17 protein-coding genes and 4 pseudogenes are annotated in these 23043 nt (G+C 70.0%); 9 read left to right on the plus strand and 12 right to left on the minus strand.

The window, feature by feature from the left end; all coding sequences use genetic code 11:
• Positions 1-63 precede the first annotated feature (63 nt).
• Positions 64-1518: a Re/Si-specific NAD(P)(+) transhydrogenase subunit beta gene (gene pntB / locus OG788_RS37505; RefSeq protein WP_406375436.1), complete on the minus strand. Its 1455-nt coding sequence runs from the start codon at positions 1516-1518 to the stop codon at positions 64-66.
• 6 nt (positions 1519-1524) lie between these two features.
• Positions 1525-3081 (minus strand): Re/Si-specific NAD(P)(+) transhydrogenase subunit alpha, encoded by a 1557-nt coding sequence (locus OG788_RS37510; RefSeq protein WP_406375437.1) that lies wholly within the window; start codon positions 3079-3081, stop codon positions 1525-1527.
• 466 nt (positions 3082-3547) lie between these two features.
• Here OG788_RS37510 and OG788_RS37515 point away from each other — a divergent pair, with 466 nt between their 5' ends.
• A complete protein-coding gene (locus OG788_RS37515) occupies positions 3548-3730 on the plus strand; it encodes a hypothetical protein (RefSeq protein ID WP_406375438.1) in 183 nt (60 codons plus the stop codon).
• A gap of 211 nt (positions 3731-3941) precedes the next feature.
• Here the strand turns inward: OG788_RS37515 and OG788_RS37520 are convergent, their stop codons facing one another.
• Entirely contained in the window at positions 3942-4601 is a 660-nt protein-coding gene (locus OG788_RS37520; RefSeq protein WP_351553328.1) for a peptide deformylase, read from the minus strand.
• Between the two features lie 203 nt (positions 4602-4804).
• Between OG788_RS37520 and OG788_RS37525 the strand changes: the two genes are divergently transcribed.
• The 3 genes from OG788_RS37525 to OG788_RS37535 are packed head-to-tail and all read left to right on the plus strand — an operon-like array spanning position 4805 to position 7721.
• On the plus strand, positions 4805-6211 hold the full coding sequence (locus tag OG788_RS37525) for a PepSY-associated TM helix domain-containing protein (RefSeq protein ID WP_406375439.1): 1407 nt from the start codon (positions 4805-4807) through the stop codon (positions 6209-6211).
• 31 nt (positions 6212-6242) lie between these two features.
• Positions 6243-6782, plus strand: a complete 540-nt coding sequence (locus tag OG788_RS37530; protein WP_406375440.1) for a BlaI/MecI/CopY family transcriptional regulator — start codon at positions 6243-6245, stop codon at positions 6780-6782.
• A gap of 6 nt (positions 6783-6788) precedes the next feature.
• Positions 6789-7721 carry a M56 family metallopeptidase gene (locus OG788_RS37535; RefSeq protein WP_406375441.1) on the plus strand — a complete coding sequence of 311 codons (933 nt, stop codon included), beginning with the start codon at positions 6789-6791 and terminating at the stop codon, positions 7719-7721.
• A gap of 513 nt (positions 7722-8234) precedes the next feature.
• On the opposite strand, the gene OG788_RS37540 is transcribed toward OG788_RS37535, so the two are convergent.
• The 3 genes from OG788_RS37540 to OG788_RS37550 all read right to left on the minus strand — a co-directional run bounded on the left by OG788_RS37540 (position 8235) and on the right by OG788_RS37550 (position 9616).
• Complete coding sequence (locus tag OG788_RS37540; RefSeq protein WP_406375443.1) at positions 8235-8582, minus strand: tetratricopeptide repeat protein; 348 nt, start codon at positions 8580-8582, stop codon at positions 8235-8237.
• A gap of 81 nt (positions 8583-8663) precedes the next feature.
• Positions 8664-9104, minus strand: coding sequence for a MarR family winged helix-turn-helix transcriptional regulator (locus OG788_RS37545; protein WP_406375444.1), 441 nt, complete (start codon positions 9102-9104; stop codon positions 8664-8666).
• On the minus strand, positions 9101-9616 hold the full coding sequence (locus tag OG788_RS37550) for a MarR family winged helix-turn-helix transcriptional regulator (RefSeq protein WP_406375445.1): 516 nt from the start codon (positions 9614-9616) through the stop codon (positions 9101-9103). The genes OG788_RS37545 and OG788_RS37550 overlap by 4 nt, the downstream gene beginning before the upstream one ends.
• 292 nt (positions 9617-9908) lie before the next feature.
• Between OG788_RS37550 and OG788_RS37555 the strand changes: the two genes are divergently transcribed.
• Positions 9909-10874 (plus strand): pirin family protein, encoded by a 966-nt coding sequence (locus OG788_RS37555; protein WP_406375446.1) that lies wholly within the window; start codon positions 9909-9911, stop codon positions 10872-10874.
• 413 nt (positions 10875-11287) lie between these two features.
• Here OG788_RS37555 and OG788_RS37560 read toward each other — a convergent pair whose 3' ends face one another.
• Positions 11288-11431 carry a hypothetical protein gene (locus tag OG788_RS37560; RefSeq protein ID WP_406377043.1) on the minus strand — a complete coding sequence of 48 codons (144 nt, stop codon included), beginning with the start codon at positions 11429-11431 and terminating at the stop codon, positions 11288-11290.
• Positions 11432-11437: 6 nt separating this feature from the next.
• Between OG788_RS37560 and OG788_RS37565 the strand changes: the two are divergent.
• A pseudogene (locus OG788_RS37565) lies at positions 11438-11902 on the plus strand (winged helix-turn-helix domain-containing protein); the annotation flags it as partial.
• A gap of 279 nt (positions 11903-12181) precedes the next feature.
• On the opposite strand, the pseudogene OG788_RS37570 reads toward OG788_RS37565, so the two are convergent.
• A pseudogene (locus OG788_RS37570) lies at positions 12182-13039 on the minus strand (glycoside hydrolase 43 family protein); the annotation flags it as partial.
• Positions 13040-13502: 463 nt separating this feature from the next.
• Between OG788_RS37570 and OG788_RS37575 the strand changes: the two are divergent.
• Positions 13503-15149, plus strand: coding sequence for a glycoside hydrolase family 27 protein (locus OG788_RS37575; RefSeq protein ID WP_406375447.1), 1647 nt, complete (start codon positions 13503-13505; stop codon positions 15147-15149).
• 30 nt (positions 15150-15179) lie between these two features.
• Positions 15180-15845 (plus strand): annotated as a pseudogene (locus OG788_RS37580) (hypothetical protein); the annotation flags it as partial.
• 73 nt (positions 15846-15918) lie between these two features.
• Here OG788_RS37580 and OG788_RS37585 read toward each other — a convergent pair.
• The 3 genes and pseudogenes from OG788_RS37585 to OG788_RS37595 all read right to left on the minus strand — a co-directional run bounded on the left by OG788_RS37585 (position 15919) and on the right by OG788_RS37595 (position 20170).
• Positions 15919-16608, minus strand: coding sequence for a glycoside hydrolase family 11 protein (locus tag OG788_RS37585; RefSeq protein WP_406375448.1), 690 nt, complete (start codon positions 16606-16608; stop codon positions 15919-15921).
• Between the two features lie 276 nt (positions 16609-16884).
• Positions 16885-19160, minus strand: a pseudogene (locus OG788_RS37590) (glycoside hydrolase family 3 N-terminal domain-containing protein).
• A gap of 107 nt (positions 19161-19267) precedes the next feature.
• Positions 19268-20170, minus strand: a complete 903-nt coding sequence (locus tag OG788_RS37595) for a carbohydrate ABC transporter permease (RefSeq protein ID WP_406375449.1) — start codon at positions 20168-20170, stop codon at positions 19268-19270.
• Positions 20171-20309: 139 nt separating this feature from the next.
• On the opposite strand from OG788_RS37595, the gene OG788_RS37600 reads away from it, so the two are divergent.
• Positions 20310-21338, plus strand: coding sequence for a LacI family DNA-binding transcriptional regulator (locus OG788_RS37600; protein ID WP_406375450.1), 1029 nt, complete (start codon positions 20310-20312; stop codon positions 21336-21338).
• 179 nt (positions 21339-21517) lie between these two features.
• Here the strand turns inward: OG788_RS37600 and OG788_RS37605 are convergent, their stop codons facing one another.
• Entirely contained in the window at positions 21518-23029 is a 1512-nt protein-coding gene (locus OG788_RS37605; protein WP_406375451.1) for a family 43 glycosylhydrolase, read from the minus strand.
• Between the last annotated feature and the right edge of the window lie 14 nt (positions 23030-23043).

Consider the following 23043-nt stretch of genomic DNA (forward strand, 5'->3'; position numbering starts at 1 on the left):
CGGCGGTCACCGGCAACCGGGGCCCCTTCCCCCGCCGGCCTCGCGACCGGCGGGGGACGGGCCTCAGCGGGCGAAGGCGGCTTCGCTCGGCGCCTGGGTGCGGGGGTCGGAGCCGAGGGCGCGAAGGATCTCCTCGACGCTCTGCTTGGCATCGCCGAAGAGCATGCCGCTGTTCTCGCGGAAGAACAGCGGGTTCTGCACGCCCGCGTAGCCGGAGGCCATGGAGCGCTTGAAGACGACGACCTGCTCCGCCTCCCACACCCGCAGCACCGGCATGCCCGCGATCGGACTGGTGGGATCGTCCGTCGCGGCCGGGTTGACGGTGTCGTTGGCGCCGATGACCAGGACGACAGAAGTGTCGGCGAGGTCGTCGTTGATCTCGTCCATCTCCAGAACGATGTCGTACGGCACCTTGGCCTCGGCCAGCAGCACGTTCATGTGCCCGGGCAGACGGCCCGCCACGGGGTGGACGCCGAAGCGGACCTCCACGCCGCGCTCCCGCAGTTGACGCGTGAGTTCGGCGACCGGGTGCTGCGCCTGTGCCACGGCCATGCCGTAGCCGGGGGTGATGACGACGGACCGGGCGTGTGCCAGCAGCTCGGCCACCTCCTGGGCGTGGACCTCGCGGTGCTCGCCCTGTTCCTCGTCCCCCTGCGCGGGAGCCTCGATGCCGAATCCGCCCGCGATGACCGAGAAGAAGGACCGGTTCATCGCCTTGCACATGATGAAGGACAGGTAGGCACCCGAGGAACCGACCAGCGCGCCCGTGACGATCAGCAGGTTGTTGTCGAGCAGGAATCCCGCCGCCGCCGCGGCCCAGCCGGAGTAGCTGTTGAGCATGGAGACGACGACGGGCATGTCGCCGCCGCCGATCGAGGCGACGAGATGCCAGCCCAGGACGAGCGCGAGCGCCGTCACGGCGATCATCAGACCGAGGCTCGGGCTGATCGTGAACCAGGCCGTCAGCGCCGCGAACGCCACCAGCGCCCCGATGTTGAGCGCGTTCTTGCCCGGCAGAACCAGCGGGCGGGACTTGACGCGCGCCGACAGCTTGAGGAACGCGACGATCGAGCCGGTGAAGGTGACCGCGCCGATGAAGATTCCGATGAACACCTCGGCGTGGTGGATCTCCAGCAGGTCGGCCGCGACGTGTGTCTGCGCGGCTCCGTGCGCCTCGACCTCCAGGTAGCTGTTCCAGCCGACCAGCACCGCGGCGAGACCGACGAAGCTGTGCAGTACGGCAATGAGCTCGGGCATCTGGGTCATCTCGACCTGCCGCGCTCGCCAGATGCCGATCACGGCGCCGAGAACCATCGCGACGACGATCAGCGCGACCGCGCCCGCGGTGATGCTCTGTGCCGCGAGCACGACGGTGGCGACCAGGGCGAGGGCCATGCCGGCGATGCCGTACACGACACCGGCACGGGAGGTGCGGTGCTGGGACAGCCCCGCCAGGCTGAGGATGAACAGCAGGGCGGCGACCAGGTCCGCAGCGTGTGAGGCTGTAGTTGTAGTCATTGCGGCTCAGCCCTTCGAGAACATGGACAGCATGCGGCGGGTGACGGCGAAGCCGCCGAAGATGTTCACGCTCGTCAACAGGATCGCCACGAACGCGAGCGTGGTGACGACCGCGCTCTCGTGCCCGATCTGCAGCAACGCTCCGATCACCACGATCCCGGAGATCGCGTTGGTGACGGACATCAGCGGCGTGTGCAACGCGTGGTGCACCTTGCCGATCACGTAGTAGCCGATCACCACCGCCAGCGTGAAGACCGTGAAGTTCGCCGCGAGTTGCGCCGGTGCGAAGGCGACCAGGGCGAACATCGCGAGCATGCCGGCGCCGATCAGCCCGAACCGGGCCGCCGGGGTGAGCCGTGACTCCTTCGGCTGTGCGGCCGCTGCCACGGGGGCGGGCTGCGTGGCGGCCGAGGCCGAGACGGCCACGGGCGGCGGAGGCCAGGTGATCTCGCCCTCGCGTACCACGGTCACCGCCCGCTGGACCACGTCGTCGAAGTCGATGACCAGCCGACCGTCCTTGCCGGGCGTCAGCAGTTTGAGCAGGTTCACCAGGTTGGTGCCGAACAGCTGCGAGGCCTGGGTGGGCAGCCGGGACGCGAGATCGGTGTAGCCGATGATGGTGACGTCGTTGTCGGTGACCACGGTGCGGCCCGCGACGGTTCCGGCGACGTTGCCGCCCTGGGCCGCGGCCATGTCGACGATGACGCTGCCGGGCTTCATCGCCGCGACATCCTCCGCCGTGAGCAGGCGCGGGGCGGGACGGCCCGGGATCAGCGCGGTCGTGATGACGATGTCCACGTCCTTCGCCTGCCCGTGGTAGAGCTCGGCCGCGGCGCGGTCGTAGTCGGCGGAGGTCGCCTTGGCGTAGCCGTCGGTGCTCTCCTCCTGCGCGACGTCCACCGGGAGGTACTCGCCGCCCAACGACCGCACCTGGTCGGCCACTTCCGGACGTGGATCGGTCGCCCGCACGATCGCGCCGAGACTGGACGCGGCACCGATGGCAGCCAGTCCGGCCACACCGACGCCGGCCACCAGCACCTTCGCCGGCGGGACCTTGCCCGCGGCCGTCACCTGGCCGGTGAAGAAGCGCCCGAACACGTGCGCCGCCTCGATCACGGCCCGGTAGCCGGCGATGTTGGCCATGGAACTGAGCACGTCCATCGACTGCGCCCGCGAGATCCGCGGTACCGCGTCCAGGGCCAGTACGGTGATGGGCCTGCTCGCGAGCTCCTCGAGCAGGTCTGCCCGCTGGGCCGGGCTGATCAGCCCGATCAGTGTCGCGCCGTCGGGCACGCGCGCGATCTCGCCCGGCGAAGGGGCGTTGACCTTGAGTACGACGTCCGCCTGCCAGGCGTCGCCTATCTGTGCCCCCGCGTCACCGTAGGTGTCGTCCGCGAAGCCTGACGCCGTGCCGGCGTCCGACTCGACGACGACGTCGTAGCCCAGCCCCACCAACTGGCGCACTGTGGCGGGCGTCGCCGCGACACGGGTCTCCCCGGGAGTGGACTCGGCCACCACTCCGATGCGCTGGGGCGGATGGTGGGCCGATTCTTCTGCGGGCATGGCGATGTCTCCCTCAGGGGACGCAGATGTGCTGGCACGAATGTCGAGTCAGGGGGGAGTCCGCACCCCTTGGACGCAGGAACTTACATGCTGGAGCAGGCTGTTTGGCACAGCGCGCAACCGTGACTTGTTTCACGCGAGGTATGTCGCCGACAACACGGTGGCAGGCACCGGAGCGACCGCACGCGAGCACGTCTCAAGAGGGACCCGGCTTCCTCGGTCGTGCGGGGGACTCCGGTCCGACCCGGCGTCACGGCAATCGGCCCGGCCTATGACGACCTGGCCCGCGACGTGTATCCGCACGCGTGCGATCATGCTGTTCGCCGACAGGGCAAGGAGAGGTGATGGCCGGTGTGACCGTGACGGTCCGCCTGCCTCCCGAGGCGGCGAGCGACCTCGAAGAGCGCTGGAGACGGCCCTCGCGCCCTTCAGCTCCGACTCGGGGGCCAACCCCGTCCAGCGTGGCATGTGGGACTCCCGCCGCATCCGCGGCGGCGGCAACGGCCTGGGTTTCGCCGTGGCCCCCGGGTTCGCGGACGATCCCCGGCTCATTCATGACGACCCCGCGTTGGACGGCACACCCCGCCCCAGCGCCCCGGGCGTCTGCGCCGGAGGCCCGCGCGCCCTGCTCGCTTTCTGCCACTGCTGACACATGGCCAGGGCGCGGCGGGAGCTGGTGGGATGTGGACATGTCCTGAAGTCGGCGAGGCCGACACCGCGGCGCCTCCGATGCGTCGGCCGGGCGCCCCGTGGCCTCCTTCGGACGGTCCGGTCGCGCCCGCCGGGTAGGCCATGGCGTCCGCTCGTCGGGCCGGTGGCATCCGCCCGGGATGTCAGTCCTGTCAGTCCTATAAGTCCTGTCAGTCCGGCAGGCTGAAGCCCAGGGCCTCGGCCGCGTGCTCCGGTGTCGGCTGGGCCCAGAGTTCCGAAGCCGCCCGGTTCGAGGACAGCGAGCGCAGCTCCGCGCGGTCGAGGTAGAGCGTGCCGTCCAGGTGGTCCGTCTCGTGCTGGACGATGCGCGCGGGCCAGCCGCTGAACACCTCGTCGACCGGTCGCCCGTGCTCGTCCAGCGCGGTCAGTCGCACCTCGGTGTGCCGGGCCACCACGGCCTGCCAGCCCGGAACGCTCAGGCAGCCCTCGAAGAACGCCACCCGACCCGAACCGGTCCCCTCGTACGACGGATTGACCAGGACCCGGAACGGCTGCGGCACCCGCCCGCGCGCGCGGCGTACCTCCTCCGACACCGGCGCCGGGTCCTCGATGACGGCGAGCCGCAGCGGCACGCCGACCTGCGGCGCGGCGAGCCCGACACCCGGCGCCGCGTGCATGGTGGCGCGCAGGGCGGCCACGAACCGGGCCAGCAGGTTCGGGTCCAACTGCCCGTCGAACGGCTCGGCGCCCCGGCGCAGCACGGGGTCACCGGCCGCGACGATCGGCAACGGACCCTCGTGGCCGAGAAGTTCCTCGACCAGGTCGCTCAGGGAGGTGGGGGAGACGCTGGGGTCACGTTCGGATGCCATCGCGCCAGGATGCCAAGCCGGATCGAGCCGATCGAGGCGGCGCCGGGCGAGTCCCGCGACTTCCGTATGTGACGCAGGCCACACGGGGGCGCGGGAACTGGCCGCCTCCGCGCCCCGACTACTGGACCGCCACCGGTGAAGGGAGTCCAACTCCCCGGCCCACGGCTTCTTTCCGTCCCCCGCACAACCGGAGAACACCGCCGATGTCCACCGCTCCCGCCCCGACGACGGACGCGTCCCCGCAGTCCGCCGCCCCCGCGCCGGCCCGAAGTGTCCGGTCCGTCCTGCGCCCGCTGATTCTGCGTCTGCACTTCTACGCGGGCGTGCTCGTCGCCCCGTTCCTGCTGGTGGCCGCCACCACGGGCCTGCTGTACGCCGCGTCGTTCCAGGCCGAGAAGATCCTGTACGCGCACGAACTGACCGTTCCCGCCGGTGACCACAAGCTGCCGCTGTCCGAGCAGGTCGCGGCGGCCCGCAAGGCCCACCCCGAGGGCACGGTCTCGGCCGTCCGCCCCTCCCCGGAGGCGGACGCCACGACCCGCGTCCTGCTCTCCGGCGTCCCGGGTGTCGGCCCCGACCACAGCCTCGCGGTGTTCGTCGACCCGTACACCGCGAAGGTGCGCGGCTCGCTGGAGCAGTACGGCTCGACCGGGGCGCTGCCGCTGCGCACCTGGCTCGACGGGCTGCACGGCAATCTTCATCTGGGCGAGAGCGGCCGGCTGTACAGCGAACTCGCCGCGAGCTGGCTGTGGGTGATCGCGGGCGGCGGCCTCGCGCTGTGGTTCGGCCGGCGCAGGGCACAGCGCAAGGTGCGGGGGACCAGCGGGCGCCGCCGCACCCTCGGACTGCACGGCACGGTCGGCGTCTGGGCGGCCGTCGGATTCGTCTTCCTCTCCGCGACCGGCCTGACCTGGTCGACGTACGCCGGAGCCAACATCGACACCCTGCGGACCGCGCTCCACCAGGCCACCCCCTCGATCTCGGCGGCGGCCGGCGGCGACCACGGGGGCCACAACGGTTCGGGGACCGGTGCCGGAAAGGACGCCGCCACCCCGCGGGAACTCGACACGATCCTCGCGGCCGCCCGCGCCGAGGGACTCGGCGACCCCGTCGAGATCGTCCCGCCCGCCGACGCCTCCTCGGCGTACGTGGTGAAGCAGATCCAGCGCAGCTGGCCCGAGAAGCAGGACGCGGTGGCCGTGGACCCGGCGAGCGGCAAGGTCGTCGACGAACTCCGCTTCGCCGATTACCCGTTGCTCGCCAAGCTCACCCGCTGGGGCATCGACGCCCACACCGGGACACTCTTCGGCCTGGTCAACCAGATCGCGCTGATGGCGCTCGCGCTGTCGCTGATCCTGCTCATCGTGTGGGGCTACCGCATGTGGTGGCTGCGCGGCCGGGCCTCCGCGTTCGGCCGGCCGATCCCGCGCGGCGCCTGGCAGCACGTGCCGCCGCAGATCCTGGTCCCGGCGCTCGCGACCGTCGCCGTCCTCGGCTACTTCGTCCCTCTGCTCGGCATCCCGCTCGCCGTGTTCATCGCCGTCGACGTGCTCCTCGGCGAGATCGCGCACCGGAAGGGCAGGAGCACCCGCGACGGCCAGGTAGCGTGACCCGACACGCGACAGCCGGAGGGAGAGGGACATGGCGCACCGCGACCGCGAGGACCGGCCGCCCCGATACCGGCGCCGCGGTCAGGGCGAGTTGGAGGTCCAGGTGCTCGCCGCCCTGCGCGGGAGCGATGTCCCGGTGACCGCCGCCTGGGTGCAGGAACGCCTCGACGGCGACCTCGCCTACACCACCGTGGTCACCATCCTGACCCGGCTGCTCGCGAAGGACGCGGTGGCCCGCGAACGGCGGGGGCGGTCCTTCGTCTGGACGCCGACCGCCGACGTCGCGGGCCTCGCCGCGCTCAAGATGCGCCGGCTCCTCGACGGCGAACACGACCGGGAGGCCGTGCTCGCGAGCTTCGTCACCGCGCTGTCGCCGGACGACGAACAGGTTGTGCGCGCGCTGCTGGAGGCGGCACCCACGGCCGCGGTGCCACGGGCGAACGGCGCTGCGGACCGGGGTGGTGCGGACCGGGGCGCTGCGGACCGGGGTGGTGCGGGCAGGGGCGGTGCGACTCGGGGGAGCGATGAGCCGCGAGTGCCGCACGGGGCGCCCGGCGGTACGGAAGACTGACGCCTCATGGGGGTCTTCGTCTTCCTGCCGTTCTTCCTGCCGCTCAGCGCCTGGCCCGTCGCGCGCCTCGCCGAACTGCGTCTGCACCCGCGGACGGCGACCCGGCTGCTGACGGCCGTCGCCACCGTCATGGCCCTGTGCAGCACGCTCAGCCTCGCCCTCCTGATGGTCGTCGGAACCGCCCAACTGCCGGGCAATCCACTGCCGGACGCCTGGTCGGACCCCGAGGTGCGCGCGGCCCTGCCCCAGGACGAGATCGCGGGCAAGGCGGCGATCCCGGCCCTGATCCTGGTGGCCGCGCTCTGCGGGCGGACCCTGTGGCGCAACCGCCGGGTCGCCCGCCGAGCACGCAGGGCGCTCGCCGGACTCCCCGTCACCTCCGTGGTCGTGCTTCCCGAAGCCGCGCCCTACGCGTACGCGCTGCCCGGCGGCCGCCGTGACCGGGTGGTCGTCACCTCGTCCCTGCTCGCCGGGCTCACCTCTGCCGAGCGCCGGGCCCTGTTCGCCCACGAACGCGCCCATCTCTCGGCCCGGCACCACCGTCACCTGCTGGCGGTGCGGCTCGCCGCGTCCGCCAACCCCTTCCTCGGACCGCTGCGGACGGCCGTCGTCTACACGGCGGAGCGGTGGGCGGACGAGGAGGCGGCCCGGTCGGTCGGCAGCCGCAGGGTGGTGGCGCGCGCGATCGGGAAGGCCGCGCTGCTGTCCGGCGGCGGTCCGCTGCCCGCGCTCGCCGGGTTCGCGGCCGTGGGTCCGGTGCCGCGCCGGGTCGCCGCCCTGCTGGCACCCGAGCCGGTGGCCCGCAGCCTGCCGTCCGTGTTCACGGCGGTGGGGCTGGCGGCCTGGTGCGCCGCCGCGGGGACGCTCGTCTCCGCGATGTCCTCGGCCAACTCGGCGGTGACCATGTTTCTGATCCTGCACGCGGCGACGCCGTTCTAGATCCACCTCGGGGCCGATCCGCTCTCCCTGATCGATTTCCGCTCTCCCCGGCCGCCGGGCGGCCCGGTTGCGCGAGAAGAACCGGTCACGCGAGTGGCCGGCCTTCTCGGGAGGGGCGCGGAGTTAGGGTTCTCCGTGCCCGCGACCCGGATCACCGAGCAGTCCGGGACCTGGATCGCCGAGCGTCCGGGACCCGGATCGCCGAGGGTCCGCGACCTGGATCACCGAGCAGTCCGGGACCCGGATAACCGAGCAGTCCGGGACCTGGATCGCCGAGCGTCCGGGACCCGGATCACCGAGGGTCCGAGACCCGGATAACCGAGCAGTCCGGGACCTGGATCACCGAACGTCCGGGACCCGGATCACCGAGCAGTCCGAGACTTGGACAACCAAGCGTCCGAGACCCGAAATCACCGGGGTGGCCCGGGTCGAAATCAGCGCGGACCCGGGTCCCGACGCGAGCCGGGACCCGGGTCCGGACCCGAGTCGGAGCCTGGGTGATTCCTGGGCGGATCAAGCCTGTTCGAAGTCGCCCGCGAGCGCGGACGCGATCCGCAGGTGCGATGCCGCCTCGTCGCCCCGTCCCAGGCGCTGCAGCGTGCGTCCCAGCATCAGCCGGGCGTAGTGCTCGACCGGGTCGAGCTCCACGAGCGCCCGCAACTCGGTCTCGGCGCGCCGCAGTTGGGCCGAGTGGTAGTAGGAGCGTGCCAGCAGCAGCCGGGGTCCGGTCTGCTCCGGCGCCTCCTCGACCAGTCCGCCCAGCACCCGCGCCGCCGCGGCGTAGTCCTTGGCCTCGAAGAACAGCCGCGCCCGCTCCCAGCGCTCCGCGGCCGTCCCGTGGTCGTAGTACGTCATTTCCACCACTGACCTCCTTCGACGGGCCTCAACCGCGCTGGTTGGTTGAATATTCCACGACCTGTCGGGGGTGCGGTCGCGGAGTGGCTACGCCCCGGCCAGTTCCGCGTCGGCGCGCTCGGTGACCAGGGTCAGGACGCGTCCGGCGGTGGCCAGGTCCTCGGCCGGAATCCCGGCGTACAGCCGGGCCGCGATCGCGTTGCCGGCGGTGCGGATCGACTCGAACAGCTCCCGGCCGGCGTCAGTGAGGGACACCTGCCCGGCCGTGGGCTCCTCCAGCAGCTTCAGTGCCGTCATCGCGTCGACGGTCCGCCGGGCCGCCGGCTCCTCGATCTTCAGCGCGCCGGTCAGTCGGCCCACGAGCCGGTCGCGCTCGACGGTTCCGCCGTTGTCGGAGACGGCCCGCAGGGCCACGGACTGCTCGAAGGTGGTGCCGCTGCGGGCCAGCACCCGCTCCAGGGCGGCGCGGCTCGCGTAGTGGGCGAGGCCGATGACCTGGCCGTTGACAGGGGGAGGGGAGGTGGTCATGACTGCTCCTTCGGTGAATCCTCGTCGGAGTACGGCTCGGCTCCGGTGTGCGGATCGAGCGGTACGTCGAGCAGGGTGGCCAGTTCGCGGCTGAACGCCCGAGTGCGTTCGCCGCCGAGGCCGCCCAGTGGTTCGAGAAGCTGTTCCAGCAGGCCCTGGACCACGGTGATCGCGCGGCGGGTGACCGCGCGCCCGTCCTCGGTGAGGGACAGTCGCACCGCCCGGGGGTCCGCCGGGTCCCGGACGCGGTCGACGATGCCGGCCGATTCCAGGGAGCGCGCCAGCTTCGACACGTAGAGCGGTTCGAGCCCGGTGTGGTCGGCGAGCTGGCGCTGGCTGGGGCGCAGGCCGTCCCGATGCATGCCGTACAGCGATGCCACCAGCGAGTACTGCGCGTGCGTCAGGCCCAGCGGGCCCACCGCCCGGTCGACCGCGACACGCCATCTCATGGACAGTCGCCAGACGAGGAAACCGGGCGTCGCGTTCTCGGATACCGACTTCGCTGAGCTCATGCCAGATACAGTACATAGATATTATATCCATGGCTACTATTTCTGGGGTGCTGTCTCGAACCGTGTGCCGGAGCCCTGTCGGCAGCCCCTCGAACGGTCCGTCGGCGGTCCCTCGAACGGTCCGTCGGCGGTCCCTCGAACGGTCCGTCGACAGTTCGCCGACGAGCCGTCCCCTGGCGTACGGACCTGTGGTCCGGGTTCTCGGTCGCCGTGCCGGTTCTGAGCCAAGTGCCCCTCAATGGGCGGATCGATGACCTGACGAGAGGTCCCCGACAGGGCTAGGTTGTGCGCCATGAGCAATCTTGATCGGGAGGCGGTTCCCGCCCTCTGCGGTGGCCGCGGGTTCGTGGTGGCCGAGCCGGTGCGCGAACTCCTCAGCCCCCGCCGGGTCAAGCTCGGCGAGTCCACCGAAGTCCGCCGCCTGCTGCCCAATCTGGGCCGCCGCATGGTCGGCGCCTGGTGCTTCGTCGACCACTACGGTCCCGACGACATCGCCGGCGAGCCCGGCATGCAGGTGCCGCCGCACCCGCACATGGGCCTGCAGACCGTCAGCTGGCTGCACGAGGGCGAAGTGCTGCACCGCGACTCCACGGGCAGCCTCCAGACGATCCGCCCGCGCGAACTCGGCCTCATGACCTCGGGCCGCGCCATCAGCCACTCCGAGGAGAGCCCCCGCTCGCACTCCCGCCTCCTGCACGGCGCGCAGCTCTGGGTCGCCCTGCCGGACAGCCACCGGCACACCGAACCGCACTTCGAGCACCACGGCGAACTGCCCGTCGTCACCGCCCCCGGCCTGCGGGCCACGCTTCTGCTGGGCACGCTCGACGGCACGGCCTCGCCCGGAACGACGTACACGCCGATCGTCGGCGCCGATCTGGCCCTGGCGAGCGGCGCGGACGTACGCCTGCCGCTGGACCCCGACTTCGAGTACGCCGTTCTCGCCATGTCGGGCGAGGCCCGGGTCGACGGCGTGCCGGTGCTCCCCGGCTCCATGCTCTACCTCGGTTGCGGCCGCACCGAACTCCCGCTGCACGCCGCGTCGGACGCGGGCCTCATGCTCCTGGGCGGCGAGCCGTTCGAGGAGGAGCTGATCATGTGGTGGAACTTCATCGGCAGATCGCAGGACGATATCAGTCAGGCCCGGGAGGATTGGATGGGTGGGTCGAGATTTGGGGAAGTGAAGGGGTACGACGGGGGTCCGTTGGCTGCGCCCGAGCTGCCGCCTGTGCCGCTTAAGCCTCGAGGCCGGGTGCGTTGAACTGCCTCTTTGCGGCGTGACCTATGCGGGGCCGGACGCACGGGGGGAGTCGACTCGCCCGGCTTCCCTTCACTGCGATCGCAAACGCTGTTCGGGGACTTTGACTCCACGTTCGCGAGTCACAGGTTTCGTCACCCGTGGGCAGCTGTCATCAGACTTATGCTGACCCAATGCTGACTTTCCTGACGCCACGTCAAGTCCCTGTCGGCACAGTGACCCGGTCGACGCCCGACCATCTGAGCTCCCGTTTCAGGGCCCCCGGGCGGGGGTGCCCCAACGCCGGGCGCAGGCGCTCATCCCCGTGAAGCGCGATTCCTGCGGATCCTTGCCGACTCGAAGGGGCGTTTGTGCGGCTTCCACAGATCGCCGCACCTCCATTCCGCTCCGTCGGCACTCTTCACGAATGGCACTTGTCAGGCGAGGTCCTCCCAGTCGGCGATGATGTCGGTCTCGTACTGATCGATGATCTGTTGCGGGGTGTGGCCGGTGTGACGGGCGAGGTCATTGACGGTGGTGGTCGCCCATTGACTGCGGAACGGCAGGCGTTTCGTGGGCACATTCGGTTGCAGGCGGCCGAGTTGTTCGCGGCTGGGCTTGGCAGTGCCGCGGTCGCCAGGGAATTACGTGTCAGCGTGCGGTCGGTGCAGCGGTGGCGCCGGGCCTGGGAACAGGGTGGGGAGCGCGCCCTGGCACCGAAGGGGCCGGTGTCCAAACCCAAATTGAGTGAAGCAGTGTTCATCGTGCTGGAGCGGGAACTGGCCCGGGGGCCGGTGGCACACGGCTGGCCGGATCAGACCTGGACGCTGTCGCGGATCAAGACTCTGATCGGACGCCGGTTCCACAAGGGCATGACCTTGTCGGCGATCGCACAGATGCTGCACCGGCACGGTTTCAGCCACCAGGTACCGGCCCGGCGCGCGGTCGAGCGCGACGAGGAAGCCGTCAGTGGCTGGGTGAAGGAAGCCTGGCCCCGGCTGGAAACACCGCGGCGGCGCTCAAGGCCTGGGTCGGCTTCGAAGACGAAGCCGGGATTCTCGATGACGCCGCCCTCGACGCGCACCTGGGCCGGGCGCGGAAACACTCCCGTCATCCGGGTGCGAGGACGTTCCCAGCGCCGGTTCTCCATTGCCGCCATGGCCTGTTACAAGCCGGGGGGAACGCTCGCGCCTGATCTTCAGACCCAAGCGGCATGTCGACCACAAACGGGGCGGTAGACGCAGTTTCACCTGGACCGAGTACCGCGACCTGCTGAACGACGCCCACCAGCAACTCGGCGCACCGATCGTGCGCATCTGGGACTGTGAGACACCGTTCCGTGTCTGCACAAGGCCGTCCTGGCGTGGGACCCCGCCGCCGGGGATGGGCCCGCGCAGGTCGAGAAGGACCTGCCGCATCGTGTACGGACCGAAGGGACCGCTCGACTTCAGGATGTACTGCCCGTTCGCGGGGCGGGTCAGGAAGATGTAGTAATGCCCGTTGATCTTGTAGAAGCGGGAGCCCTCCAGGGTGCCCACGCTCGACGGTGTCGTGAACACCTGCTGCGTGCGGACCTGGTTGCGCCCGTCCGGGGACAGCTGTGCCACGTTGATCGTGGTGTTGCCGTACGCCACGTACAGGGTGTCGTCGGTGTCGACGCGCAGCCCCGCGTCGTAGTAGGGGGTGTCGATCGTCGCGTGTCTGCTCCAGGGCCCCTCGGCGGCGGTGGCCGTATGGACGTACATCTTGGCGAAGTCGATCTGGCCAAGCCAGTAGAACGTCCTGTTGCTGGGCCGGTAGGCGAGCGACGACGCCCAGACCCCTCTGACGTAGCCGCGGGCACCGTTGAGATCGTACTTGGCGCCGAAGTCCAGGCGGGGCACCGCGTGCCCGGCGATCTCCTAGTCGACCAGGTCGTACGAGCGCAGGACGGGCGCGCCCGGCGAGTAGTGCATGGTCGAGGCGGAGGCGTAGAAGGTGTCACCGACGCGGATGACGTCGATGTCGGCGAAGTCCTGCCAGATCACCGGGTTCGTGTAGGTCGCCGCGGCAGCGCGGGCCGGCCTCTGGGCGGAGGCGGTGCCGGGGGCCGCTGTCTGAGGAATCAGGGCACCGGTGGCCAGGCCCGTGGCGTCAGTCAGTGCGCGACGGCGGGACAGGGCGTGTTGATGGGTCCATGGCATTTGCATGCGTGGTGTCCCCCTTCTGTCGCCCAGGTGTTGGTGGTTGGAGTTGTCCCGAGGTGCCCTGTCCGGCTGCACGGAGCGGCTGCCCATGTGCGAAATGTCGAACGTGGGTTGGCTTGTCGAGCAACCAGGATGATAGAGGGCCGGTTGATCCCGTCAATACCTCTCGCATGAATCGACAACGATCGCGAAACATTCGAAGTGGGAGATTCCCCGTCTTCGTAAGCGAGTTGCCGAGGTTATTCCGAAAGGCCGCCTACTGCTGGCCTGTGTGACCGAACGGGGAAGGCAGCCATGTTAAGGGTGTTGACATGTTCGGTCGGATCCCTAATATCCGTGAGGCCGTCAGTTTCGGAATGACTCACGAAATTTCGAACCCGCTTTCCCTCGCTTCTGTCAGTGTCATGGACGTGACATCGATCTTCGCGTCGCCCTCCCATGGCGCCCTTCCGTGAAGGAGCCCTTGGTGTCCAGACGATCAGGCGGACGACTGCTCCGCCTCCTCGCGACCACCGTGCTGACGGTCACCGCCACCGTCACGGCCTCTGTCCATTCCACCGCTTCGGCCGCACCCGGCAGCCCCGCGCTCACTCCACCGCTCGGCTGGAACAGCTGGAACAGCTTCGGTTGTGGGGTCACCGAGGCTCAGGTGCGCCAGGCCGCCGACGCGATGGTCTCCTCGGGGATGCGTGACGCCGGCTACCGGTACGTGGTGGTCGACGACTGCTGGTTCGACCCGCAGCGTGATGCGGCAGGCAACCTGCGGGCCAACCCGACCAAGTTCCCCAGCGGCATGAAGGCGCTCGGGGACTACATCCACGGCAAGGGCCTGAAGTTCGGGATCTACCAGGTGCCGGGCGAGCGCACCTGCGCGCAGACCAGCGGCGCCTATCCCGGGTCGACGGGCAGCAGGGGGCATGAGGCTCAGGACGCGACTGCCTTCGCCTCGTGGGGCGTCGACTACCTGAAGTACGACTGGTGCTCCTCGAGCGGCACCCGCGACGAGCAGGTCGCACGCTTCACGCTGATGCGCGACGCCCTGCGTGCCACCGGGCGGCCGATCACCTACAGCATCAACCCCAACAGCTTCCACGCCATCACCGGCTCCACGTACAACTGGGGCGAGGTCGCCGACCTGTGGCGGACCACAGAGGATCTGCTCGACATCTGGCAGAACGGCAACACCAATAGCTATCCGATGGGAGTCGGCAACGTCCTGGACGTCACCGCGCCGCTGGCGGCGCAGTCGGGTCCCGGACACTGGAACGACCCGGACATGCTGGTCGTGGGCCGCCCCGGCCTGTCACTGACCGAGTCACGCTCCCACTTCGCCTTGTGGGCGCTGATGAGTGCCCCGCTCATGGCCGGCAACGACATCCGCACCATGTCCGCCGACGTGAGCGCCATCCTGCGCAACCCGCGTCTGCTGGCGGTGAACCAGGATTCGCTGGGCGCGGGCGGGCGCAGGGTGCGCGACGACGGCAGCACCGAGGTGTTCGCCAAGCCCCTGTCGGACGGTTCGGTCGCGGTGGGTCTGTTCAACCGAGGGGAAGGCGCCGCGACGGTCACCGCCTCGGCCGCGCAAGTCGGCCTGTTCGGCGGGCAGTTCACCCTCACCGACTTGTGGACCGGCGGCACGTCGAGCACGTCGGGGCAGATATCGGCGAGCGTCCCCGCGCACGGTGTCGCCGTCTTCCGGGTGAGCGGAGGCAGCCCGCTCGCCGTAACGACCTCGCGTCTGCGGGGCGCCGGCTCCGGCCGCTGCGTCGACGTGGACAACGCCTCCACCGCCGCAGGGGCCACGGCTTTGCTGTGGGACTGCCACACGGCGGCCAACCAGTTGTGGACCACGTGGGCTGGCGGCGAGATCCGCGTCTTCGGCGACAAGTGTCTGGACGCCTACGACCAGGGCACCGTCAACGGCACCCGGGTCATCACCTGGCCCTGCAACGGGCAGGACAACCAGAAGTGGACGGTCGGCTCCGACGGATCGATCCGCAACGTCCACGCCGGACTGTGCCTCGACGCCAACGGGGCCGGCACCGCGAACGGAACCCCACTGGTCCTGTGGACCTGCAACGGCCAGGCCAACCAGAAATGGAATCGCGCGTAGCAACCGCGCTTTGAGGAAGAGAGTTTCACGATGACGAGGACAACAAGATCCGTCTTATGGTCCGTCGTGGTCGCGGTTCTGGTCGTTTTGGGTATCGGCGGCACGGCAGCCCCTGGCACGGGCTGCGGCGTCCGCCAACTCCGCGAGCCCGAGCTCCGGTTGCGGCAAGGCGCCCACCCTGACGAGCGGCACGCACACGATCCGTAGCGGTGGCAAGAACCGCGACTTCATTCTGCGTATCCCCGACGGCTACGACCGGAACCACGCCTACCGGCTGGTCTTCGGATTCCACTGGCTGGGCGGTTCGTCCACCGACGTCGCCACCGGCCGCACCGTGGACACCGGCACCTGGGCCTACTACGGGCTCCAGCGACTGGCGAACAACAGCACCATCTTCGTCGCGCCCCAAGGCCTCAACAACGGCTGGGCCAATGCCGGGTCGGCATCTCCGGCGGACGGGCACTGCGGGACAGGTTCGTCAGGAACAACGGATGCACTCCCCAGAACGCGCCGGAACCTCTCCAGGGCAGCCTGACGCACCGGGTCACCGCCTATGCGGGCTGCTCGGCCGGGCACCCGGTCGTCTGGGCCGCCTTCGACGAAGGGCACATCGCCGCTCCGCAGGACGGGGCCGCGGGCGACAGCGGACCCAGGACCTGGGTGCCGCAGGAGGTCTGGAAGTTCTTCACGCAGTTCTAGGCCTCTCAGGGCCGACTGCTCGCGTCGGTTGCGCACCGGAGCGGTGCGCAACCGACGCGAGGCGGCCGGATCAGCTGTTCACGGTGATGTTGGAACTGCCGCTGCTCTGGTACCCCTCGGTCGCCAGCATCATGTAGTAACTGAAGCTGCCCAGAGGCATGCCGGCGCGTGCCCACGCGTCAAAGTGGTTTCCGGTGGTGATGGCCCCGCCGGTGCGCTTCGACTGCCGCACGCTCCAGTACTGGTTGAAGGTCTTGGTGCCCTCGACGGACGGGGCGTTGTACCGCGTCGTCTGGTAGATGTCGTAGGTGCCGCCGTCGCTGGTCACCGCTCCCTTGTAGGTGCCGGTGGGCCGGTAGGTGCCCCAGTTGTCGACGATGTAGTACTCGACGAGCGGGTTCGACGTCCAGCCGTAGAGGGCCAGGTAGCCGTTGCCGGACGGGCTGAAGCTCCCCGAGTACTGGACGGTCCTGCGGCTGCCGTTGCTCCAGCCCTTTCCGCAGACGAAGTTGCCGCAATTCGTCCAGGACGTGCGGTAGTTGCCGCCTGAGGCCAGGGTCATGGAGACGGAGCCGCCGCCGTCGGTCCAGAACGAGTAGTAGAACCCGTTGTTGGTGCCGGTCTGGTTCGTCGTGATGGTCGTGTCCGCATGTGCCGAAGCTGGGAGCAGCAGGCCGGACGCGGCGCCGAGCGCCAGTGCGCCGACGCCGCCGATGACGCCTCTGCGGCTGATCCGGGTGCGGGTGTCGTCCTCGTGCACGCATCCTCCTCGTGAAGGTGATGGCCGAGCACAGGAGAGCACAGGGCCATCTGTTGCCGGGATCGGTGCGACACATGCTGGCCTTGAGGTTCGGTCGAGTCAATGGTTTCGGTACTTGACGCGAAAGACTTTTGCTGTCTTGGGTGAGTGGAATAGAGGCCGTGACCTTGGGAAGTAACTGCCTGGGCCAGGTTCTCGTGCCATCGGTTGTTAGCTGTAAGGGAGTTGGGGCTTCCAGGTGAGCCGGGGCGACTGAAAAGTTTCGGTCTGTCGGATCTATGGTTCGACAGTGAACGCGAAGTGCGCGTGCAGGCGGCGCCGGTGATCGACCTCCCGGACGGGCCCGGTGAGAGCGAACCGTGCCGTCAGGCGCGGCTCGGTGCTCGACGCGCTGAGCCGCAACTCCATTTCGCCGGGTTCGACGAGGCGCAGCCCCTCGCGCCCGGTGAACGAAGCGAGGTCGGCGGACACGCGCACCCGTACCCGTACGGCTTCGTCCGGCGCTAGTTCCGGCAGGCGTACGTAGCCGATGAGCCGCTGCACCGGCTGCACCACGGACGGGACCGGGTCGTGCAGATACAGCTGTACGACCTCGGTCCCGGGCAGTGTGCCGGTGTTGCGGACGGTGCACTCGAGCTCGAACTGGCCGTCGGTGGCGCTGAGTTCGTTGCCGACTTGCAGGTCGCTCCAGTCGAACGTGGTGTAGGTCAGACCGTGGCCGAAGCCGAATGCCGGGGCCGGGTCCAGGTTCGAGACCTCGGTGGCCGTGGCCGAGGCGAGGCGCGAGATACGTCGTCGGCTGCGCGCCCGGTCCGCGGGGGACGCTGACAGGCAGCCTGCCCGATGGCCGTACGCGACCACTGAGCACTCCGGCCAGGGCGGTCGTGCCCTCCTCGCCGGGAAAGAAGGCCTGCACGAGCGCCGCGCTCTCCCGGGCCGCGCGGCCCAGGGCGTACGGGCGGCCGGCGAGCAGTGTTACGACGACGGGGGTGCCGGTGTCCAGAAGGGCGTCGAGGAGTTGTTCCTGGGCGCCGGGCAGGGAGAGGGACGCGGCATCGCAGCCCTCGCCGCTCGTGCCGCGCCCGAAGAGCCCCGCTCGGTCGCCGAGCGCGGCGACGACCAGGTCGGCCCCGCGAGCCAGCGCGACGGCCGCCGCGAAGCCCTCGGAGTCGGTGTCAGTGGCGTCGGCCTCGGCGAGACCGGCGGCCGTGACGATCTCGCTGCCGGGAAACTCCGCCGCCAACGCCTCGCGCAGCGTGGGCAGTTCGATGCCTGGCGGGGTGCCGGGCGTACGGCTGCCGACGTGCACCGGGAACGAGTAGCAGCCGAGTACGGCCGTCGGCGTTTCGGCGTTCGGTCCGATCACGGCGATGCGGGCCGGGGTGTCGGGCGCGAGCGGCAGGGTGCCGTCGTTCGCCAGCAGGATCACCGACTCCTCGGCGACCTGGCGCGCCAGGTCGCGGTTGAACGGGCCGTCCAGGTCGATGGTCGCCCGGGCCCGGTCGGCAGTGACTCCCGCGAGGGCGGTCGGAGTCGGGTCCCAGTCCTCGTCGAGCAGACCCAACTCGGCCTTCTGGACGAGCACTCGACGGGCCGCGCGGTCCACGAGGGATTCCGGTACGGACCCGTCGGCGAGGGCCTTGCGCAGGGGGTCGCCGAACGTCTTCACGGTGGGCAGTTCGACATCGACGCCCGCCGCGAGCGCGGCGCCCGCGGCCTCGCCGAACGAACCGGCCCCTGCATGAAGGGTCTTGAGGAACGCGATGCCGAAGTAGTCAGCGACGACGGTCCCTTCGAACCCCCAGGTGTCACGGAGTAGTCCGGTCAGGAGCCGCTCGTCGGCGGCGGACGGAATGCCGTCGACGTCGGTATAGGCGTGCATGACGGACCGTACGCCGCTCTCGCGCACGGCCATCTCGAACGGTGGGAGCACCACATCGGCGAACTCCCGACCGCCCATGGACACCGGCGCGAGATTGCGGCCCGCGCGGGAGGCCGAGTATCCGGCGAAGTGCTTGAGCGTGGCGACGATCCCGGCCGACTCGAGGCCCTGCACGTATGCCGTGCCGATGGTGCCGACGAGGTCCGGGTCCTCGCCGATGGTCTCCTCGACGCGGCCCCAGCGGGCATCGCGTACGACGTCGAGGACCGGGGCGCACGCCGACCGAACGAAGGTCGCGGCCGATCGCCGCGGCCATCCGCCGGACCAGGTCCGGGTCGAACGAGGCGCCCCACGCGAGCGGAACAGGGTACGCGGTGGCGCCCCACGCGGCGAATCCGGCCAGGCACTCCTCGTGGGCCAGCGCCGGAATGCCGAACCGGTTGGCGGCCACGATGCGGCGCTGGGTGCGGGCGAGGGAGAGGGCACCGAGCGCGGGATCGACTGGCGCGGTGCCGAACGGCCGCGTCAACTGGCCGAGCCCATGGGGGAGCAGCTCGTCGAGGTCGACCGGCTCCTCCATGTCGTGCTGGTGCGGGGCGACGTCGCCGCCCTCCGCCGAGGCGCCCACCCATACGCCGAAGAGTCGGGCGATCTTCTCCTCGAGCGTCATCTCGGCGAGCAGCGCGTCGGCACGGGCCTCGGCGGTGCGATTCGCGTCGCGCCAAACAGGCGCACGAGTCGCGGCGGTCTCTTCGGCCGGTACGGCCAGGTGCTCGGTCACTTTCCTCCGACTCCCATCAGCCCCTGGACCAGGGCACGACGGGCGAACAGGTAGACGATCAGGATGGGCAGCATGGACAGCACCACCGCGGCGAGAAGGCCCGGGATGTCGACGCCGTGTTCCGTCTGGAAGTCGTAGAGTCCCATGGTGATGACCTTGGTGCTCGCGGACTGGGTGAGGACCAGCGGGAAGTGGAAGCCGTTCCACGCCTGCAGCGCGGAGAACACGATGATGGTCGACAGGCCGCTGCGGGACAGCGGGAGCACCAGGCGGAAGAAGATCCGCCGCGGCGACGCGCCGTCCATCGTCATCGCCTCGTACAGCTCCGGCGTGATGTCGCGCATCGACCCGGTCAGGATCAGCGTGCACACCGGAATGGCGAAGGCGGCCGTCGGCAGGATGACGCCGATGAGGTTGTCGTAGAGGCCTGCCTCGCTGATCACGTAGAACATCGGGACGATGACGGCCTGCGCGGGGATCGCGAGGCCGAGCAGGAACAGCCGGAACACACCGCTCGTGAGCCGACCGCGGCCCCGTACGCTCGCGTACGCGAGCGGCGGCACGAGCAGCAGGATGATGCCGACGACGCAGACGGTGACGACGACGGTGTTGACGAAGTACTGGCCGAAGCCGTTGTTGAAGTCGTTGATGTAGTTGTCGAGCGTGATGTGCTCCGGGAGGGACAGCGGGCCGCCCGACCCGTAGTCGGAGCGCGACTGGAACGTGGCGACCAGCTTCTCGACCTTGTTCGCCGCGTCCCCGTAGACCAGGACGTGGATCTTCCCGTCGTCGCCGCCTGCCGCGGATGAGCCGCCGCCGCACCCGGACAGGGACAGCAGCAGGGCCAGGGCAGCACCGCCCGCTGCGACCGATCTCGGCAACCGTGCGCGTAGAGTCATCGCCTCGCCTCTCGACACTGTTTCGGCACTATCACCGAAAGTTAACGATTCGGGGCGCTAGATCGCGCCCGGTGGGCGGTCAAGCCCGATTCGTCGAGTTATCAAAGCGTTACGATGTCGAGAGGTCTGACCGTGCCTTATGCTCCAAGGCATGCGTGATGACGAGGACTTGGGCCGCATCACCCTCGCCGAGGTGGCCCAAAAGGCAGGCGTCTCCATTTCGACAGTTTCGAAGGTGCTCAACGGGCGGCAGGATGTGGCCGCCCCGACCCGGGTCAAGGTGGAGCGCCTTCTGGAGACGCACTCCTACCGGCGCACGACGCGGGCCGCCCGCGAGGCGCCCCTCATCGAGTTGGTCTTCCACGAGCTGGACAGCATCTGGGCGATGGAGCTGATCCGTGGCGTGGGGAACGTCGCCAAGGCGCACCAGGCAAGCCTCGTGCTGACCGAGAGCGGCACCCGCCACGCACCCGCCCCCGACTGGATCGAAGGCGTCATGCAGCGCAGGCCGCGCGGCGTGGTGCTCGTCTTCTCTGCGCTGCCCGCCGAGGTCAAGCAGCGGCTGCAGTCGCGCTCCATCCCGTTCGTCATCGTCGACCCGGCCGGCGACCCCGACCCGGACGTACCCTCGGTCGGCTCGGCGAACTGGAACGGGGGGCGGGTCGCCACCCGGCACCTGGTGGAACTCGGCCATCGCCGCATCGGGATCATCACGGGGCCAGACGACATGCTCTGCTCCCACGCCCGCCTCGACGGCTACCGCTCCGCGCTCGGCATGGCGGGCATCGAAGCCGACCCCGCCCTCGTCCGCTACGGCGACTTCCATGTCGAGGGCGGCTTCGAGCGCGCCCTCGAACTCCTCGATCTGCCCGAGCCGCCCACCGCGATCTTCGCGGGCAGCGACCTGCAGGCACTCGGCGTCCTGGAGGCGGCCCGAGTCCGCGGTCTCCGGGTGCCGCAGGACCTGTCGGTGGTCGGCTACGACGACGTGCCGGTGGCTCGCTGGTCGAGCCCGGCCCTGACGACGGTGCACCAGCCATTGCGGGAGATGGCCGAGGAAGCGGTGCAGATGATCATGCGGTTGCGTGACCAGGAACCGGTGACCACGCGTCTCGAACTGGCGACGAGCCTCGTCGTCCGCAAGAGCACGGCGGCACCTGCTTCTTGAGGGGCGCCGCCGTGCGGCACCGCTCACGGTTGACCTTGGCGACATCGTTTTGGGCTCGCCGCGTCTGACGCACGGCAGCGGTGCCGTCCACGCCACGGTGGAGCGAGGGTGGTCCCGAAGCGCCCGGTGCTTGTCCTGATCTCGTTGGCCGGTCTCCAGGACGCGCCGCGCGAGCTCCTTCAAGCCGCCCGAGTCGGGGGTGTGATCCCGATGCGGTCGCGCGTTCTGGCCTTTCGTTCCGCCAATTCTTCGCCGGGCTGCCCCGCGAGCTGGAGGAGGCGGTCCATGTACGTCGTCCCGATCCCGCCTTCCTGGTGGCGCGGCGCGACTTCATCGCTGGGACGTGGGCATCCGGGCCCAAGCGGCGTGGTGACGCGAGCGTCCACGACAGCGACTGTCGTGCCGTCCGTCAGCCCCGGATCACGCGGGGGTGCAGTCCAGCCGGAATCCCGTGAAGTCGGCGGTGAACGCCGCGTCCACGAGGTCGTCCGCGTGGATCCCGGTAAGCGATCCGGTGAAGCGGAGCCGCCCGCAGTCGTCGTCGGAGAGGCGGCTGAAGACTGTGCCGACGCGCGGTCGATGTCCGCGCCCAGGACCACAGGCGTGTCAGGGTCGAGCGGCACGAGGGCGACCTGATGGGTGCCGTCGAGGGTGCGCTCCACGAGGCTGAGCACACGGCGGCCCGAGCCCTGCCACTGCTGGCCGCGCTGCGGTTCGCCCTCGGGTTCGGCCCAGGTCACGTCCAGAGTGAGGTAGGAGAGGGAGTCGTAGCGCAGGACCAGCCCGGCGGACTGGGTGAACGTGGCCGGGCGCGCGTTGACGGTTACCTCGACGCGCGCCCGGTGCTCCGTGATCCGCTGCGCCAACAGGCTGTGCTCCCAGAGGGATTCAGGACCCTGACGGCCGCGCAGCCTGATCCATCCGGGGCGGCTCGTGGTGTCCGCCCACGAGGAGTCGACCGGTGCGCGCAGGGTGCTCCAGGGCCACCCCAACGGTCTTGAGTTCAGAGGGGGTTGGGGCAGCGCGGCGGCATCCGGGACCTCGACCTCGACGGCCGGACGGTGTCCTCCGTGCCGCAACCGCGGCCATCCGTCCGCGTCCCAGGCCACCGCCTGGAGCGCCGTCTCCCGGCCCAGCGTGCAGCGCGGCCCGTCCGGGGTGCGCAGGGGGCGGGCCGTGAGATGGCTCAGGAACCAGTCGCCGTCCGGCGTCTCCACCAGTTCGGCGTGTCCGGCCTTCTGCAACGGCAGCGCGGGGTCGTCCCGTGACGTCAGCAGAGGCCGGCTGTCGAGCTCGTACGGGCCAGTGAGGGAGCGGCTGCGCGTCACGAGGACGCCGTGCTCGAACCCCGTGCCGTCGTGCGCCAGGAGGAGTACGAACCAGCCGTCGCGGTACAGCAGTTTCGGGCCCTCCACCAACTCGTCGTGTTGGAGCAAGAGTTGGGAGGGGCTCAGTGGGGTGAGCGTGTCCCGGTCGAGCTCGGTGAGGACGATGCCCGAGAAGCGGCGCCCGCCCGGCCGGTGGTTCGTCTGGAGGTTGAGCAGCCAGAGACGCCCCTCGTGGTGGAAGAGGGCCGGGTCGAAACCGTGCCCGGGCACCCGGCGCGGCGCGGACCACGGGCCCGACACGCACGGCGCCGTCGTCACGTACGTGTCCAGGTCGAAGTACGGCGTGCCGACCGAGCGGACCACCGAGGACGTCAGCC

This window comes from Streptomyces sp. NBC_00647, assembly GCF_045207245.1.
Lineage (GTDB): Bacteria > Actinomycetota > Actinomycetes > Streptomycetales > Streptomycetaceae > Streptomyces.